This is a genomic window from Frigidibacter sp. ROC022, assembly GCF_024723735.1.
GTDB lineage: Bacteria > Pseudomonadota > Alphaproteobacteria > Rhodobacterales > Rhodobacteraceae > SLM-1.
Window position 1 is genome coordinate 1 of the sequence record NZ_JANQDU010000009.1, and the last position, 14,482, is coordinate 14,482.

A 14,482-nucleotide genomic window follows, 5' to 3' on the forward strand; every position below is an offset into this window, starting at 1 on the left:
ACACTCGACCGTCATTGCAGGACTGCACGCCGCGCGCCTGGTGGTGGGATCCGAACTGCCGAAAGGGAAGAACTGGGACGAGGCTGTGATCAAAGACATGACGGGCGGCGATCGGATGACCGCCAACTTTATGCGTCAGGACTACTTCGACTTTGACCCTCAGTTCACCCTGATGATCGCCGGAAACAACCAGCCTTCTTTCCGCGGCATCGACGAAGCGATCCGATCTCGCGTGGTGCTGGTCCCCTTCAAAGTCACATTCGCGCCCGAGAAACGGGACCAGAACCTCGCAGAAAAGCTTAAGTCTGAGGCACCTGCCATCCTGCGATGGGCTATCGAGGGTGCTCTGCAGTGGCAGCACGGTGGGCTCGACGTGCCGGCCAACGTGGCAACGGCATCGGCCGAATACTTCGACGACGAGGACACCCTAGGACAGTTCTTGGCGGAGGAGACCGAGAACGACCTGAAGGCGTTCTGCTCCTATGTCGCGCTGCACGCTCGCTTTCAGGAATGGAGCGAGAGGCAGGGATTGGGTTCCTGGACATCTCGGACGCTGGCTAAGGAACTGAAATCGCGGGGGTTCCAGCCGGATCGCACTAGCAGCTCGAAGGGCCTGAGAGGCCTTAGGCTGATATGAAGTGACCGAAGTGACCGAGCGCTACATATCATCCGTTACACGCGCGAGCGTACGCGCAGGCAAGCTTCATACGCCCGATATTTGTCTTTCGGTCACTTCGGTCACCAAAGATCAGGAGGACACCAGGATTTCTAACCACCGACGCAGAGAACTCTGGCGCTTAGAGGCCTTCAGCACTGGGCCCGAGCAGCTTGGGAGCGTGAACTCCGTCGCGACAGAGCTAGAAGTCCACCGCGACTTGAAAAAGTTGAAATCTCTCAAGCTGCGCTCCCATTCGTTTGAACGCTTTCGCAGGGTCAACTTGAACCAGCCGATCGGACTGATGGCATGGTAGAGCGAATCCAAGCAAAGCGGGAACTGTTCTGCCGCGAGTTTTTGATCGACATGAACGGTGCGGCCGCTGCTCGAAGAGCAGGATATTCAGCTGCGTCCGCACGTCAAACAGCGCATGAACTCCTGACAAAACCTGACATTCAAGCCAGCATTTCCGAGTTGACCGCTCAGCGCAACGCTCGTCTTCGGATCGATGCGGATCAAGTCCTCCGCGAACTCGCCAAGATCGCATTCGCGAACTTGGGCGACTTTCTCGAAATCGACAAAGATGGCGCGCCCTCGGTCGACTTAAGAAATGTCGCAAAGGGCGACTTCGGTGTATTGGCAAATCTGACATATGAGATTCACGAGAAAGAAACCATCGGCGGAACGCGATCTATAGTTCGGCGCATAGGACTCCGCCTTCAACCCAAGGTGGCCGCGCTGGTCAAACTTGGCGAGCACGTTGGTCTCTTTCGCGGCGGCCCAAATAAACACGGCGATCCCCTCACCGATCTGATTCTGGAGATCAATCGTGAGGGCAGCGTGGCCCCCATTCGCAGCGACAGATTGGGTAAGAAAGTTTAGCTTCGCAGGCTAATTTCGAGCGACCCTGCTGTTTCATTCAGCTGTTAGGCGGGTTTCCCCTATCCCCGGACAGACTTATCCCACGACCTCAGGGACAGGTACCTGCGCTTGATCTACAAGGTCGAGCGGCTGCCGTCGGGGTCGTTCGATGCCAACCTGTCCTCCGTGCAGTCGCTGACCGAGGCCATAAAGGCGAGCCCCGGCGTGCTGCTGGTGGCCTCGCTGCCCGCCTCACAGATCGAGGTCGGCGGCGAAAGCGGCTAGGAAATGCGTGCGTGTCTGAAGCAGACCTTCAGCCGCATGGAGTCGTCGTGGCGACCAGCCAGGAGAAAAGCTACGAGATCGTCCGTCGCCGCCTGTTCAAAGAGCTCCTGGCGAATGTTAGTCCGCGGTCCTGTCTCACCGCGAGCCACTGCCATCGAAGTGTTCAGGTTGAACTATAGATTTTTGGCACTTAATCAATGGCTTGCAAAAAATTCACTGAACTGGCGCAGTCAACAGGTTCAGAGAGCTTTTGCCCGGAGAGAACGATTTGGGCCGTCTCGCGCCGGGCATGGTGAATAGCCCGTCCCCCATAACCCTCGAAAACAACGGAAAAATCCGGCGGGAGCCGGATCGGGAGAGCGGTTTCTGAAAGGCAAGTGGCGGAGGAAAGGGTACTGCCAGCGAACCTTCTCCGGCACCTAAAATGCTGATATTATTCACTTTATAAGTAGTTCGAATTCCAGCCGAGCCCAACCAAACTGACAACGAACCCGTTCGGCTCAGCGCACCGCACCCGTGCGCCATAATATGCCGAGGACGGCGGCTAAGAGCTTTGATCTTCAAGTAAACCTCGTCCAAATACCACCGCCATCAGCTCGACCGCATCCCTTCAACACTGCGCTTTCGGATCTCCGCCGCGAACAACGGCCCAAAGCGGTGCCACCAAAACCGGACAGTCTCGTGGCCGATCTCGATCCCGCGCTCGTGCAGCAGGTCCTTGACGTTTCGGAGCGAAAGAGGAAACTGGACATGGAGCCTTACCGCCAAACGAATGATCTCGGGGCTCGTCTTGAAGTACCTGAAGGGGCTGGGTTTGCTAATCCGGCAACGCCAGGCGGACGCCCTTCCCGGCTCAAGTCACGTTGGTATGACAGAGCCAACGGGCGAGTTTGGCTCCATTTTGGAACTCGAAGATAGCTCTGTGACGCGCTCCGACCACCGCGATTTGGGTTTGATATCCAGCGCCGCTCTCGCCCACGCGGTTCCTCAGGCGAACAAGACAACGGCAAGTGCCAGCGCGAACATACTGCTGGTGATCGGCCCCCAGAGCTTGCGTTCCGCTGAGGACGGCGTCGCCCAATTGAGCGCCATGACGACTCCGTTCAGCGCGGCCGCGGCCCAACCGATCCATTTCGGCCACGCGGGCCATCCTCCGGCTGCAGACAGGATCGCCAATGCCATAACCAGCAGCAAAACCACTGATATCGCGGCCGCCAATCGCCCTTTCAGCGGCAAGGCTCCTTCATGCTGGCCGCCTTGAGTGATCCGGCCCCACGGTGCGCCGATGATGAGGGCGATCTGAAAGGCGATGACCCCGAGGATGAACAAGCAATAAATGCAGGCCATGATCTGCATGTTTCCGCAACCTTTCGTTCTCGCGCTCCCGATACGATATTGGAGATTTACAACCAAATCTCCGGCCGATGCGAGATCAGAGGGTGAGTTTGAACCCCGCGTGGGAAGCCACGAAGCCAAGGGAAGCATAGAACCGGTGTGCGTTCGGGCGTGCATTATCCGATGTGAGTTGAATTAGATCACAGCCTCGCTGTCGGCATTCTTCGATCGCCCAGCCGAACATCGACTTTCCCAGACCAATGCCGCGCGCGCTTGCCGCCACGCGCACAGCCTCGATCTGTCCCCGCCAGGCGCCTTTTCGGGCGAGCCCGGGCAGGAAACTGAGTTGCAGCGTGCCGACCACGACACCGTCACGTTCGGCCACGGCAAGCATCTGGTTTGAATCGTCAGATATGGCGGCGAAGGCCGCCAGGTAGGCATCGGGGAGCGGTTCTCGCAACTCTTCCCGAGTTGCGCCGAGGGGATCGTCGGCGAGCATCGCAACGATGGCTGGAAGATCGGCCGCCTGCGCGGGGCGCATCTTCAGTACATTTTCAGACATGGGTCACATCCTTACTGTGGAACATCAGATATGACGTAGGAAATTCGAAGCTTGGCACGACATTTCGGGCCAGCTCTCGAAGCCGGTGCCCTGCATCAGATGTGGCGGCAGGTGCCGCGGCAGGCGGTGCTGTTTGCGGCGCTTTGGCCGGGCTTCCGGATTGGGTTTGAGCAGGCTGAACATGCGATTTTCATTTCGTGTTGATGGAAGGTGGGTGGCGTCGCTACCGGCGGGAGGACCGCCTGTGTTGAAGTACTGCGGGCCCCCTGTGGATCATGCAGTTCCAGCCAACGTGAGGGCTGCCCCGAGATAGCAGACGGAGGCGGCCAAAGCCGTTGCCCAGCGCAGGTGGTTCCAACGGGTCCAGTCGCGCAGGTAGGTGTTCCAGCAGTCCTGCGCGTGCGCGCTCCTGTGCTCGACATGGTCTAGGCGTTTGTTCATCGGCACGTTCCGGCTACCGGTCACAGCCATCACGCCGAGCACGTAGAGCGTTCCGGCCGCCGCCAGCCAATAGGCCACGGTGCCACCGATCAGCACGGCGCCCAGAACCGCGAGGCCGAGCGAGGCGATGCTCATGCCGATCAGCAGGACCATGAACAGCGAGCGATAGACCTCGCGGTTGATCCATTGCATCGCCTCGATCCCGGCCGCGGGCTGCGCGCGGCCGAGGCCGCGCATCACGAAGTCTGAGAACGCGAGAAACACGCCGGCGACAAGGCCCGTGGCCAAGGTGGCAGCGACAAGTGTTGTTTCGAAGAGCTCGGACAACATGGGTTTCTCCATTGGAAAAGCCAGTTTGCGATGGCGAAGGCGCGGTGCTGATGAGGTCGTTGGCAGGACATCGAGGGCCAAGCCGCCGCGGCAGGCTCAACGTGCAGGCTGTGTTGTTGAGAAACCGGGTGCCGGATTCCAAAGGCGGCGGCGGAAAGCCGTGAGGCAGAGCGCGGCGATGAACAGTTCCGCAAAGAGGGCGCCGATGACATTGCCGGCCGGCATCCCGTCAACTGCAAGCCCGACCAGCCGCCCGGCCGGGAAGGCGATGAAGACGGTCAGGGCAGTCGCCATGGAGGCGGGCAGGATCGCGGTCCGCCAGATGCCGAGCAGCATCACGAGGCCGAAGCCAGCGAGCCCGGCGCCGGGGGCGCGCAACTCGCTGAGCAGGCTGGCATCTTCGCCCAGCGTGATGCCGTAGCTGGCGTAGAAGGCATGCGGCACGGACAGGATGGAAGCGCCGATGGTGAGCGCGGTGAGGCCGGAGAGACCTAGCGCGATCTTCTCGAAAAGGGTGGGTTTCATGTCATTATCCTTTCTTGGGCGGTGTCAGGCGGCGCTTGTCCAGGCGCCGGTTTCGGCGGCGGTCCGGGCGAAATCCGCAAAGTCGCGGGGAGCCCGGCCGAGCGCGCGCATCACGCCGTCGGTAGTGTGGGCATTGCGCCCGTCCAGCGTTTCGCGGGCAATGGCGGTGAAGACGTCGGCAACGAAGGTGCCGCCAGCTTCGGCGATGTTCCCGTGGAACTCCTCGAAGCTGATCGGGACATGCCGGATCTCGCGGCCGGTGGCGCGCGAGAGTTCACCCGCCATTTCCGAGAAGGTCATCAGCCGTGGCCCCGTCACCTCGTAGAGTTCGCCCTTGTGTCCGTGCTCGGTCAGCGCCGCGACGGCGACATCGGCGATGTCGTCAACGTCGACGATGGGCTCGGCGACAACGCCACCGGGCATCGGAAGGACCCCGGCCAAGACCGGATCGCGCAGATAGCCCTCGGAGAAGTTCTGCGCGAACCATGCGGCGCGGACGATGGTGAAATCGACGCCCGAATTGCGCACGACCTCTTCGCCGAGCCTGGCGTGATGCTCGCCCCGTCCCGACAACAGGACGAGGTGCTCGACGCCGACGTCCTTCGCCGTCTCGACAAGAGACTCGAGCTTTTCGACCGCGCCGGGAAACGCGAGATCGGGGAAGTAGGTGACATAGGCCGCTCGGGCGCCGCTCAGGGCCGGCGCCCAGGTCTCGGGCGCCTCCCAATCGAAGGGCGTCGCGGCGCTGCGCGAGCCGCGGCGCACGACGTGGCCTTTGGCTTCGAGGCTGGTGGCAACGCGGCTTCCGGTCTTGCCGGTGGCGCCGATGACGAGAATGGGTTTCGTTTGCATGGATACTGCTCCTTGGCGAGAAGTAATGGCCAAGGGATAGCTGCAGGGGCAAAGCGCGGTATTGACCGGACTTGCCACCGTTTTGACCGCCGTCGCCAAAGCGGCGTCAACGGCTCATGCGATCCTTGCGGTAGCTCGCCGGCGTCGTACCCACCCAACGCTTGAAAGCCCGTGTAAACGAGCTCTGTTCCGAAAAACCAGTCAGGAACGCGATCTCGGCAAGGGAATGGTTTTCGTCGCTCAAGAGCCCCTCGGCGAGGTCGCGGCGGGTGTCCTCGGTCAGGGTCTGGAAGCTCATCCCATGTTCCGACAGACGCCGATGAAACGAACGCGCGCTCAAGCCGAGGGCACGCGCGATGTCCGCCATTCTGGGCGTACCCTCGCTGAGCGCCTGTGCGATGGTGTCCTTGGCGCGGGCGACCAGCGGAGCCTCCTCGGAAATCTCCGCCAGTTCGGCATCAAGATGTGAGATCAGGTAACGAGAAATCCCCTCGTCGCCAAGGATGTTCGGCTGCGCCAGCGTCTCAGGCGAGAACAGAAGTGCATCGACATTCGCGCCGAACCTAATGTGACAGCCGAAATAGTCGGCATGAGAGGCAGTGGACTTGGGAGCCGGATGTTGGACAAGCACCTCCAGGGGCGCGACGGGCACCGGGCAGACCTGCCTCGCTATCGACAAGGCGCTCGCCAGCGTCGCCTCGTTCGACAGCCGAAGGCCCAGCCGCCGTTCGCCGGACCGGTGCAGAATGAACAGCGTGCCGCGCGGATCAGGGCGCAGCTCGTATTCAACGACACTAGTCCAGAGCCGGGCATAACGCTCCACGCGCTGAAACGACCCGCCCAGAGTTGTCGCCGCCTTGAAGGCCAATCCCAGCGCGCCGTATTCATTTAGCCGCATGGACGCACCAACGCGCACCGAAAGATCGGTCGCATCGATCTGCGCAGCGATTCTTTCCAGCATGTCATAATAGGGGTCGGCTGGGATCATCGCCCTCGGATCCCACGGGCCTTCCGCATCGAGACCGACCGATGAGAGCAAAGCGGCCGCGTCGACTTCACCACCCGCCGCGGCGACCATCTTTCGCGCGAATAATGAAGTAACGTAGCCCATGATTGAAATATTACGCGAAATGAGCCCGGGTTCCAAAGCGGCCGATGACTGTCGAGATGGCGACGACCCAGATCAACCAGGCGGGACCATTCTGAGGCCAGCCCGAATTGCGCAGGGTGAAACAGCACGCGGCGTCAACCAAGCGCACGACCGATGTTGGAGCCAAAGCTGCGGCTGTGTGTACCATCGACCGCAGGCGCGCGCCTGCTCTCGCATGACGGTGCTGGCAGACTAATGCGAACCGGTCTCCGCCAGGACAGTGAGACTGCCCTTTATTCGGCGCAAAGCCCGCGCCACTCAACGAGAGCGGCAGTACGATTGGCCTTGAAATTCGATCGGCTGTAGAGTGTGCGCTCCTGATTGAAATCGTTATGGACCGAGGCGTGGACGGCGGCGAATTTCTGCAAACTTCGCATCTGCCGGAAGCGCAACATCGCCCGCTCCCGCCTTCGAAACGGCTGGTGCGAATTCTCTGCGCGGTTGTTCTTCCAGCGACCGTTTTCCTGGCGATCGGCGATTCCGAGGTCGCGCAGTGCCGCGCCGTATGATCGCATGCGGTCGGTCACAATCTCGTCGGCACGGCCGTGGCGCTTCAGCGATTTCTTGATGAATTTCAATGCGGCTTTCTTGTCGCGCGTATTCGTCACGAAGCATTCGAGCGCCTCTCCTTCGTGATCCACCGCCCGCCAGAGATAGTGCAGATCGCCGTTGATTTTCACGAAAACCTCATCCAGGTGCCATTTCCAGTGACCGCCCGAGCGCATTCCCTGGGCCCGTTTCCGGAGAAGTTCAGCGGCAAACATCGGGCCGAAGCGATTCCACCAAAACCGTACCGTCTCGTGGCTGACGTCTATGCCGCGTTCGTGCAGAAGGTCCTCGACGTTGCGGAGCGACAATGGAAAACGGACATACATCGAAACCGCCAGGCGGATGACCTCAGGGCTGCTGCGGAAGTACCGGAACGGGCTGCGTTTGTTCATGCGCCCACGCTATGCGGTCGACCTGCCTGCCTCAAGCTCCGTCGCTCCGACACTGCCGCTGTGACTGATATCGTATCCTTGGTCATGGTTGATCTGCCGGGTAAACGGTTGGTCCGAAAACCAGACCTTAGCCGGAAAACATCCATGACCGCCAAGCGACCAGCGCGGTTTTCGACGGTGCTTCGCGGGGATCAGCTCAGCTCGCGCCGGCGATGGAAGCTACACCACGCGTTGCGACGCGGCTAGCATCCTGCAGCCCGGTCATGATGGCCTTAGCGATCATCGCGATTTCATTCTTCGAGTGATGCGGGGTCAGTTGAACGCGAAACCGGGCTTCCCCTCTGCGTACAGCCGGAAATTCAATACAATTGACGACAACTCCTTGCTCCAAGGTACGTCGATACGCGAGCCTCGCCCGGGCCTCACTTCCTGCAACTATGATCGTCATGGCCGATGCGACTCCGAGCGTTTCGACGTTGCCTGCACCAAGCGCATCTCGAAGCCGTCGGGTGTTGGCGATCACCGAGGCACGCAGGTCTTCCCCCTCGTCGGAGAACACAATGGCGAGAGCCGCATCAACCGCTCCGAGTTGGGCCGGAATCGGGTAGTTTGAGAAGGTGTATGACCCCGAGAACCCCTGGACTCCCCTGAGGCTAGCTAGATCATTGGAGGCGAAGAAACCGCCGATTGAAGCGAATGTCTTGCTGAAGGAACCGATGACATAGTCGATGTCGCTGTAGCTGCAGTGATCGGTCAACAAGCCCCGTCCCTTGGGGCCCAAACAGCCGAAATCATGGGCAATGTCCAACAGGACCATCGCGCCATACTTGTTCTTTAATTCGATGAGCTCAAAGAAATCCGGACAGTCAGAGTCCATGGAAAAAAGAGCCTCGGTGACGACCAAGATCGCTGCCTCCGGCTCGCTTCGACGGATCCGGTCCAGTCTCTTTTCCAGACTGCGCATATCATTGTGAATAAACTGGTGGACATTGCCCGTCGCCGCATGCGCACCATGTTGCAGGCAATTGTGTCCAAGTGCGTCAATGACGATATGATCATGGGGACGAACAAGTCCCTTGATAATTCCATAGCCAGCGGCCCACCCGGTCGGGAACAGGCAGACATGCGGAATACCAAGAATATCGGAAATCCGGGCTTCGACGGCGCGGGCTAGATCCGTTTTTCCGCCCATCGGTGCTGAACCTGCACTATGTGCACCATACTTTCGGATTGCATCGATCGATGCCTCGACCACGCGCGGGTCGTTCGAGAGCCCTAGATAATCCTGTGATGCGCCATTCACCCCCGTGAAGCAGCGTCCCCCCTCATCCTCGACCTCTATGTTCCGGCCTACCTTTGCCCTGTGCGTCCGGAAATACTGCCAGACACCCGCGTCACTGGCCCGCTCAACGTCCTGCGCGAGGGCTGCGTATCGGTCGGAAAAGTATTGCCCTTTGCCGGATTGATGGTCAGCAACATTCCAAGTGAGCGCAGCTGTGGCGGTTTCCAATTTCGGACCATTGTCGAATCTGTTGTTCACGTCACATCTCCTCCCAAGACCTCATTGCGCATCTCTTCCGCCGCGAAGCCCAAAAAACCCACGCCGCCAAAGGTGAATCCCGGCAAGGAAAAACTCTGAAAGGTCAGGTAGAGTGAGTTGGAATCGCGGTGGTGATGGTGGAGACAGTTGCCCCAAAAGACTCAGCTGCCGGTCGCCATTTCTTGCCTCGATTCGCGCAAGCTCGAATGGCTGCAGCCTTCCACCCATGGTAAACTTTCTAGGCAAGTTCTGCCCAAGCCTGACATCAATTCCGTTGATGTTCTGCACCAACTTGGCACACGCACTTTTGGGCATACCGGTCTCACCTCTTTCCGGTTTGGAGATCGCAAATGCTCTCTTCGGCGTTTTCCACATGCGAGGTGAGCCAACTCTCAAGCGGGGCACGGGGACTTTGCAATCGGTTCTCCAGGGATGCTGGATCTCTATGACCAACCGCCATCCCGCAGACGACGAACTCATCCTCCGGGATCGGGATCGCGTTCCTGATGGCCTGATCATATGGAGCGAAAGCGGCTTGCACACAGGTATCAAGTCCCTTTGCCCGAGCGCACAGCATGACATTTTGCAGGAACATGCCCAGGTCGAGAAACATGCCGGTTTCCAAGTGGCGACTCATTGTCACGATCAAACCGACTGGCGCGCCGAAGAATCTATAGTTCTTCATGAACTGCGAGCGCATGCGTTGCACATCGCGTCTGCCAATACCCAACGTTTGATACAGGGCCGCCCCAATTTCACTGCGTCGGGACTTATAGGGCTCCAAGAAGCGGTCCGGGTAGTATTTGAAATTTTCTGAGACAGCTCTGTGGGGAGGCACTTCCGTAGCGATGACGGCCTGCTCGACTCTATGTATGGCCGACTGTCCCAAGAGATGGACGCGCCAGGGCTGAGCATTCGCACCAGACGGGGCGTACGAGGATGTCTCCAGGATCTCTCTGATAACGCCTGCAGTCACTGGTTTGTCGCGATACGCGCGTATCGAGTGACGAGACCGGATGACCTCGTTCAGGCAGTTCCAGATAGCCGGAACCGGCTGTGAAGCGACTTGGCGCGCGCGCGGTTCTGCAATGGCAACATGTTCCTGTTTCATAGAAAATCGTCGGCTGCACTGGTCGTCACCAGCGGCCGCGACTCCGCGCTCGCCCATGCGACAACCTCACTGGTTATCGAAGCCAATCGGTCGATGTCTTCCGCTTCGTGTCCGGCCATGACTTGAAGGCGCCACCGGCAAGCGTTTCGGGCTACCGCGGGGAATTCGACAAGGTTCACCAGCAGCCCATCAGAAAGGGCACGTGAAGTCACAAGTCGCGACTTCCGATTATCGCCCAGAATCACGGGGACGATTGGAGACGGCGTTCCCAAGACATCCAATCCCACGTTGAGCATACTGCGTCGCACCCGGGTGATGTTCTCAGCCAATTGGCTGCGCAAAGTTTCACCTTCCGGCCCGGATATTATATCCAGACACTCTAGGACGACCGCAGCCTGCATCGGCGAGATGGCATTTGAGAATGTCGATGGCCCTGAGGACAGGCGCAGCGCAAGCTTTAGCGCCGGGTGGTTACAGGCGACGAAACCACCGTTTGATGCGAACGTCTTCGAGAACGACCCCATTACGAGACCGACTTTCCCCAGCATTCCTTGCAGTTCAAGTTGGCCACGACCGGTCGGTCCCATTGCCCCGAGATCATGGGCAACATCCACCAGCAAGGTCGCCCCGTATTCGTCGGCCAGTCCCTGCAGCGTTGCAATATCCGGTGTATCACTATCCATGCTGAACACGGACTCGGTCACCACGAGAATACCGGCATCAGGATCGTTCCGCCTGATCCGGCGAAGCTTTTTCTCGACGCCGTCGGCGCTGCAATGTTGGAATCGGTGCACGTTGTCAGTCGAATTGGCAGCACCTTCCTGAAGGCAGGCATGAGCGAGGACGTCGATCACAACATGATCCGACGGTTGGATCAGAGTCTTGATGACTCCGTAGCCTGCCCCCCAACCGGTGGGGAATACGATCGCGTCTGCAGTTGCCACGAACTCGGCGATGCGGCGTTCGAGTTCGAGTTCGAGAGTTTTTTCTGTCAGACCCATCAATGCAACTGAGCCTGCCGAGTGAACACCAAGGTCACGGGCCGCCTGCGATGCGGCGTCGATCACTCTTGGATGCGAAGCGAGCGACAGGTAGTCCTGTGAGGCGAAGTTCACCCCACGAACGACTTGGCCCGTCCGGCTGCGCGCTTCGATCCGAGGGCATATTCGCGACGCAGTCGAACGTGTGTATGGATCGACACCCGCCTTTGCTCGTTCGTTCATCCACTTCGTCAGCGGTGACCAACGATCAAGCAAATCCCGGGTACCATTGTTGAAGAAATCGGGTAGGGCACCGGAAAATGGATCGTATGCCATGGCTCTTTCCCCAATCACGCTCTCAAAAGGTAGGGAAACCGATGCAGATCTGTCATGATGCATATGAGCTATGTGGACGGCTATTGGCCGTGCCCGATGCTGCAAGCGTCGCGCCTTGCCATTCGTTCACATTTTCGCGGCGTCGGTTGCCCGACGGGCTACGATCCAGTGATCGGCGGCATGGTCTTGACCATGAGTTGCAGGACTTGGCCGCGCGTCTTGCAACACGTCTTGCCAAGTACAGCCTGAACCTGATTGCGCGCGGTATTGACGCTGGTCGATCGGATTTCCGCGATTTCCGGCGTCGTACGACCACAAATGAGCTCACTGAGAACTTCCGCCTCGGCGGAAGTCAAACCGTACAGGGAAGCGAAGCGCGCCTGATCCAGTGGGGGGGGACGCGCGGTGTCGATCAGGAAAACAAGGGCTCCGCTCAGGTCTCGTTCGATCTCTGAAGTAGCGTCCTTTACGGGCGCAACATCGATCAGTATATCGTTGGTCGACCCTCCGCGTTCCAACCGTATTGGTGAGTCCAGTAGTTGGCTTTCCCCGGCAGCCGTAGCAGCGTTGCGCTCAATGGAAGCCCGCAAACGGCTATCCATTTCCGGATCCCTACACGCCACCTGCAGCTGTGCTCCGAGACGGATGACACCACTTTCCTCAAATATCCGGTTGGCCTCAGCGTTGGAGACCAAGACCTGTCCCGAAGGCAGCGCGATGGCAACACCGATCCCGAAGCGATCCAGCGCCGCCACCACGGCATTGTATCGCGTGCGCAGCATCGAAAACGTGCGGGTCAATTCCAGCGCCCGCGCAAGATGAGGGGAAACACTCCTGACTAGCGGCACGACGGAGCTTGGGACCGAACGTTGATTTGAACCGTAGGCTAGCGCTATGGCGTCAAACCAACCGCGAGTATCATTTAACCTGAACGCAATACGCCTGCGGATTCCGAAATGTACGCGCGCGAAACGATAGTGGTCTTGCGCGTCAAGCGCTTCAGCGGCAGGTCCGAGTTCGGTATCGAAATAGACCTCGGCCGGCCCCTTCTCGGTAAGCTTTGACCAAGCCGGTGCCTCGTGATGTGCCAGATTTTCAAGGTAATACGAGTACGTGTTGGTCGGATCATCCCTGTACACCGCACTCGCCGCATCGAAGCCTTCAAAGTCAGTCGCGTGCTCCTGTATCACCAGGACTGCCGCACGGGCATCGAAGAAGCTGACCAAATGATCTAGCAGGTTAGGCCAACGCCTCTCACTCAAGACCGAACCGTAGGCATGGACCAACAAATCAGAGAGTCTTCGTTCCATCTGCAATAGCCGCGAACAGCCCTCCGCCTAGTCCCTACACCAAGCCAAGCCCCACCCCCGGACCGCCGGAAGCTGGGTTTTCCCGGCTGTCTCACGATGACGGGCCGGGGACGTCATCGGGATAATGCAGGACAATCGGGACGTTGTATCCGATCGCGCTGTGGGGTCGGTCCTCGTTGTGGTGTCTGCGCCGATCTTCCAGATTTTCGCGGGCGTCGGCAAGGCTCATGAACCAGTGCGCGCTCAGGCACTCGGAGCGGAGCTTCGAATTGAACGCCTCGATGAAGCCGTTGCCGGTCGGCTTTCCGGGCCGCGAGAAATCCAGCGTGACCTCATGGGCACAGGCCCAGAGATCGAGGTCGCGGGAGATGACCTCGCTGCCATTGTCGACGCGAATGGTCTTCGGATCGCCGATCCTGCCGCAGACCTTTTCCATCGTCTGCGCGACCTCCTCGCCCCGGCAGGGGAACCGCGGATCGGCCGCCGGACATAGCCGGGAATGGGTGTCCACGACGGTCAGGATGCGCCGCGTCTAGCTCGTCGTGCACGACGTCCATCGCCCGGACCTCGTTCGGCCCAACCGCTTCCTGGCGGTCCTCCCGCAGCTTCGCCTTCAGCCGGCGCTTCGGGGCGCTGTTCCGCAGCTGAAGGCCCGACTCATTGTAAATCCTGCGGGCCCTCTTCATGTTGATCCCCCATCCCTCACGGCGCAGCAGGACATGCACAGGGCGATACCCATGGCGCACGCCTGTCTCGCAAATCTCCTTGATCCGTCGCTCGACGGCCGCCTGGTCGGTGCGCCGGGACTTGTCGTGGAACATCGAGGTGTCGAAGCTGTCCCCCGTCAGCGCCACTGGGACATCTGAGTTGATTTTGTAACGGAGGGTTTCTGGCTCATCGTAAGCACCAAGGAGTGGAGATGAGACAGAAACCCGGAACAGCGAAGCCGACGGCGGGCGGGGCTCAGAAGTTTCCCTTTGCCGCCTCCGCCAGGATCAGCTTGTCCAGCGTCAGTTCCGACACGGCCTTCCCCAGCCCCTATTCTCTTCCTGAAGCCGTTTGAGTTCCCAGAGTCGCTCGGTTCCCATCCCGCCGTACTGCTTGCGCCAGCGGAATTCGGTCTGCTCGGATATGCGAACCTCGCGGATCGAATCCACCCGCGTCATTCCCTGGCCGACAAGTACCTCAACCTGACTCAGCTTCGTGACAATTTCCTCGGTCTTGTGTCGCACCGCAGCCATTCTGATCCTCCGTATTCCGAAACAAAA

The 14,482-nt window shown here is 59.6% G+C and carries 15 protein-coding genes and 2 pseudogenes; 3 read left to right on the forward strand and 14 right to left on the reverse strand.

Going from position 1 to position 14,482, the window contains the following annotated elements:
- From NUW50_RS20680 to NUW50_RS20690, 3 genes are all read left to right on the forward strand, one after another.
- On the forward strand, positions 1-637 hold a 637-nt coding region (locus tag NUW50_RS20680; protein WP_258291087.1), incomplete at its 5' end, for a DNA primase family protein.
- Between the two features lie 327 nt (positions 638-964).
- Positions 965-1,537 (forward strand): terminase small subunit, encoded by a 573-nt coding sequence (locus NUW50_RS20685; protein ID WP_258291088.1) that lies wholly within the window; start codon positions 965-967, stop codon positions 1,535-1,537.
- 108 nt (positions 1,538-1,645) lie between these two features.
- Positions 1,646-1,801 (forward strand): hypothetical protein, encoded by a 156-nt coding sequence (locus NUW50_RS20690; protein WP_258291089.1) that lies wholly within the window; start codon positions 1,646-1,648, stop codon positions 1,799-1,801.
- Between the two features lie 594 nt (positions 1,802-2,395).
- On the opposite strand, the pseudogene NUW50_RS20695 reads toward NUW50_RS20690, so the two are convergent.
- The 14 genes and pseudogenes from NUW50_RS20695 to NUW50_RS20760 all read right to left on the reverse strand — a co-directional run.
- Positions 2,396-2,623 (reverse strand): annotated as a pseudogene (locus NUW50_RS20695) (IS6 family transposase); the annotation flags it as partial.
- Between the two features lie 165 nt (positions 2,624-2,788).
- Positions 2,789-3,157, reverse strand: a complete 369-nt coding sequence (locus NUW50_RS20700; RefSeq protein WP_258291090.1) for a hypothetical protein — start codon at positions 3,155-3,157, stop codon at positions 2,789-2,791.
- Positions 3,158-3,233: 76 nt separating this feature from the next.
- On the reverse strand, positions 3,234-3,698 hold the full coding sequence (locus NUW50_RS20705) for a GNAT family N-acetyltransferase (RefSeq protein ID WP_258291091.1): 465 nt from the start codon (positions 3,696-3,698) through the stop codon (positions 3,234-3,236).
- Positions 3,699-3,722: 24 nt separating this feature from the next.
- A complete protein-coding gene (locus NUW50_RS20710; protein ID WP_258291092.1) occupies positions 3,723-3,881 on the reverse strand; it encodes a hypothetical protein in 159 nt (52 codons plus the stop codon).
- A gap of 90 nt (positions 3,882-3,971) precedes the next feature.
- A complete protein-coding gene (locus tag NUW50_RS20715) occupies positions 3,972-4,469 on the reverse strand; it encodes an anthrone oxygenase family protein (protein ID WP_258291093.1) in 498 nt (165 codons plus the stop codon).
- A 96-nt stretch (positions 4,470-4,565) separates the two neighbouring features.
- On the reverse strand, positions 4,566-4,994 hold the full coding sequence (locus NUW50_RS20720) for a DUF4345 domain-containing protein (protein ID WP_258291094.1): 429 nt from the start codon (positions 4,992-4,994) through the stop codon (positions 4,566-4,568).
- 24 nt (positions 4,995-5,018) lie between these two features.
- The gene (locus tag NUW50_RS20725) at positions 5,019-5,846 is read right to left on the reverse strand and encodes an NAD(P)H-binding protein (protein ID WP_258291095.1); all 828 of its coding nucleotides are present in this window, start codon (positions 5,844-5,846) and stop codon (positions 5,019-5,021) included.
- 106 nt (positions 5,847-5,952) lie between these two features.
- Positions 5,953-6,924, reverse strand: a complete 972-nt coding sequence (locus tag NUW50_RS20730; RefSeq protein WP_258291096.1) for an AraC family transcriptional regulator — start codon at positions 6,922-6,924, stop codon at positions 5,953-5,955.
- A 305-nt stretch (positions 6,925-7,229) separates the two neighbouring features.
- Positions 7,230-7,937, reverse strand: coding sequence for an IS6 family transposase (locus NUW50_RS20735; RefSeq protein ID WP_258291097.1), 708 nt, complete (start codon positions 7,935-7,937; stop codon positions 7,230-7,232).
- A gap of 196 nt (positions 7,938-8,133) precedes the next feature.
- Positions 8,134-9,477: an aminotransferase class I/II-fold pyridoxal phosphate-dependent enzyme gene (locus NUW50_RS20740; protein WP_258291098.1), complete on the reverse strand. Its 1,344-nt coding sequence runs from the start codon at positions 9,475-9,477 to the stop codon at positions 8,134-8,136.
- 322 nt (positions 9,478-9,799) lie between these two features.
- Positions 9,800-10,588, reverse strand: coding sequence for a nitroreductase (locus NUW50_RS20745; protein ID WP_258291099.1), 789 nt, complete (start codon positions 10,586-10,588; stop codon positions 9,800-9,802).
- Entirely contained in the window at positions 10,585-11,904 is a 1,320-nt protein-coding gene (locus tag NUW50_RS20750; RefSeq protein WP_258291100.1) for an aminotransferase class I/II-fold pyridoxal phosphate-dependent enzyme, read from the reverse strand. The genes NUW50_RS20745 and NUW50_RS20750 overlap by 4 nt, the downstream gene beginning before the upstream one ends.
- Positions 11,905-12,062: 158 nt before the next feature.
- A complete protein-coding gene (locus tag NUW50_RS20755) occupies positions 12,063-13,214 on the reverse strand; it encodes a helix-turn-helix transcriptional regulator (protein ID WP_258291101.1) in 1,152 nt (383 codons plus the stop codon).
- A 91-nt stretch (positions 13,215-13,305) separates the two neighbouring features.
- Positions 13,306-14,455 (reverse strand): annotated as a pseudogene (locus NUW50_RS20760) (IS3 family transposase).
- Positions 14,456-14,482 lie beyond the last annotated feature (27 nt).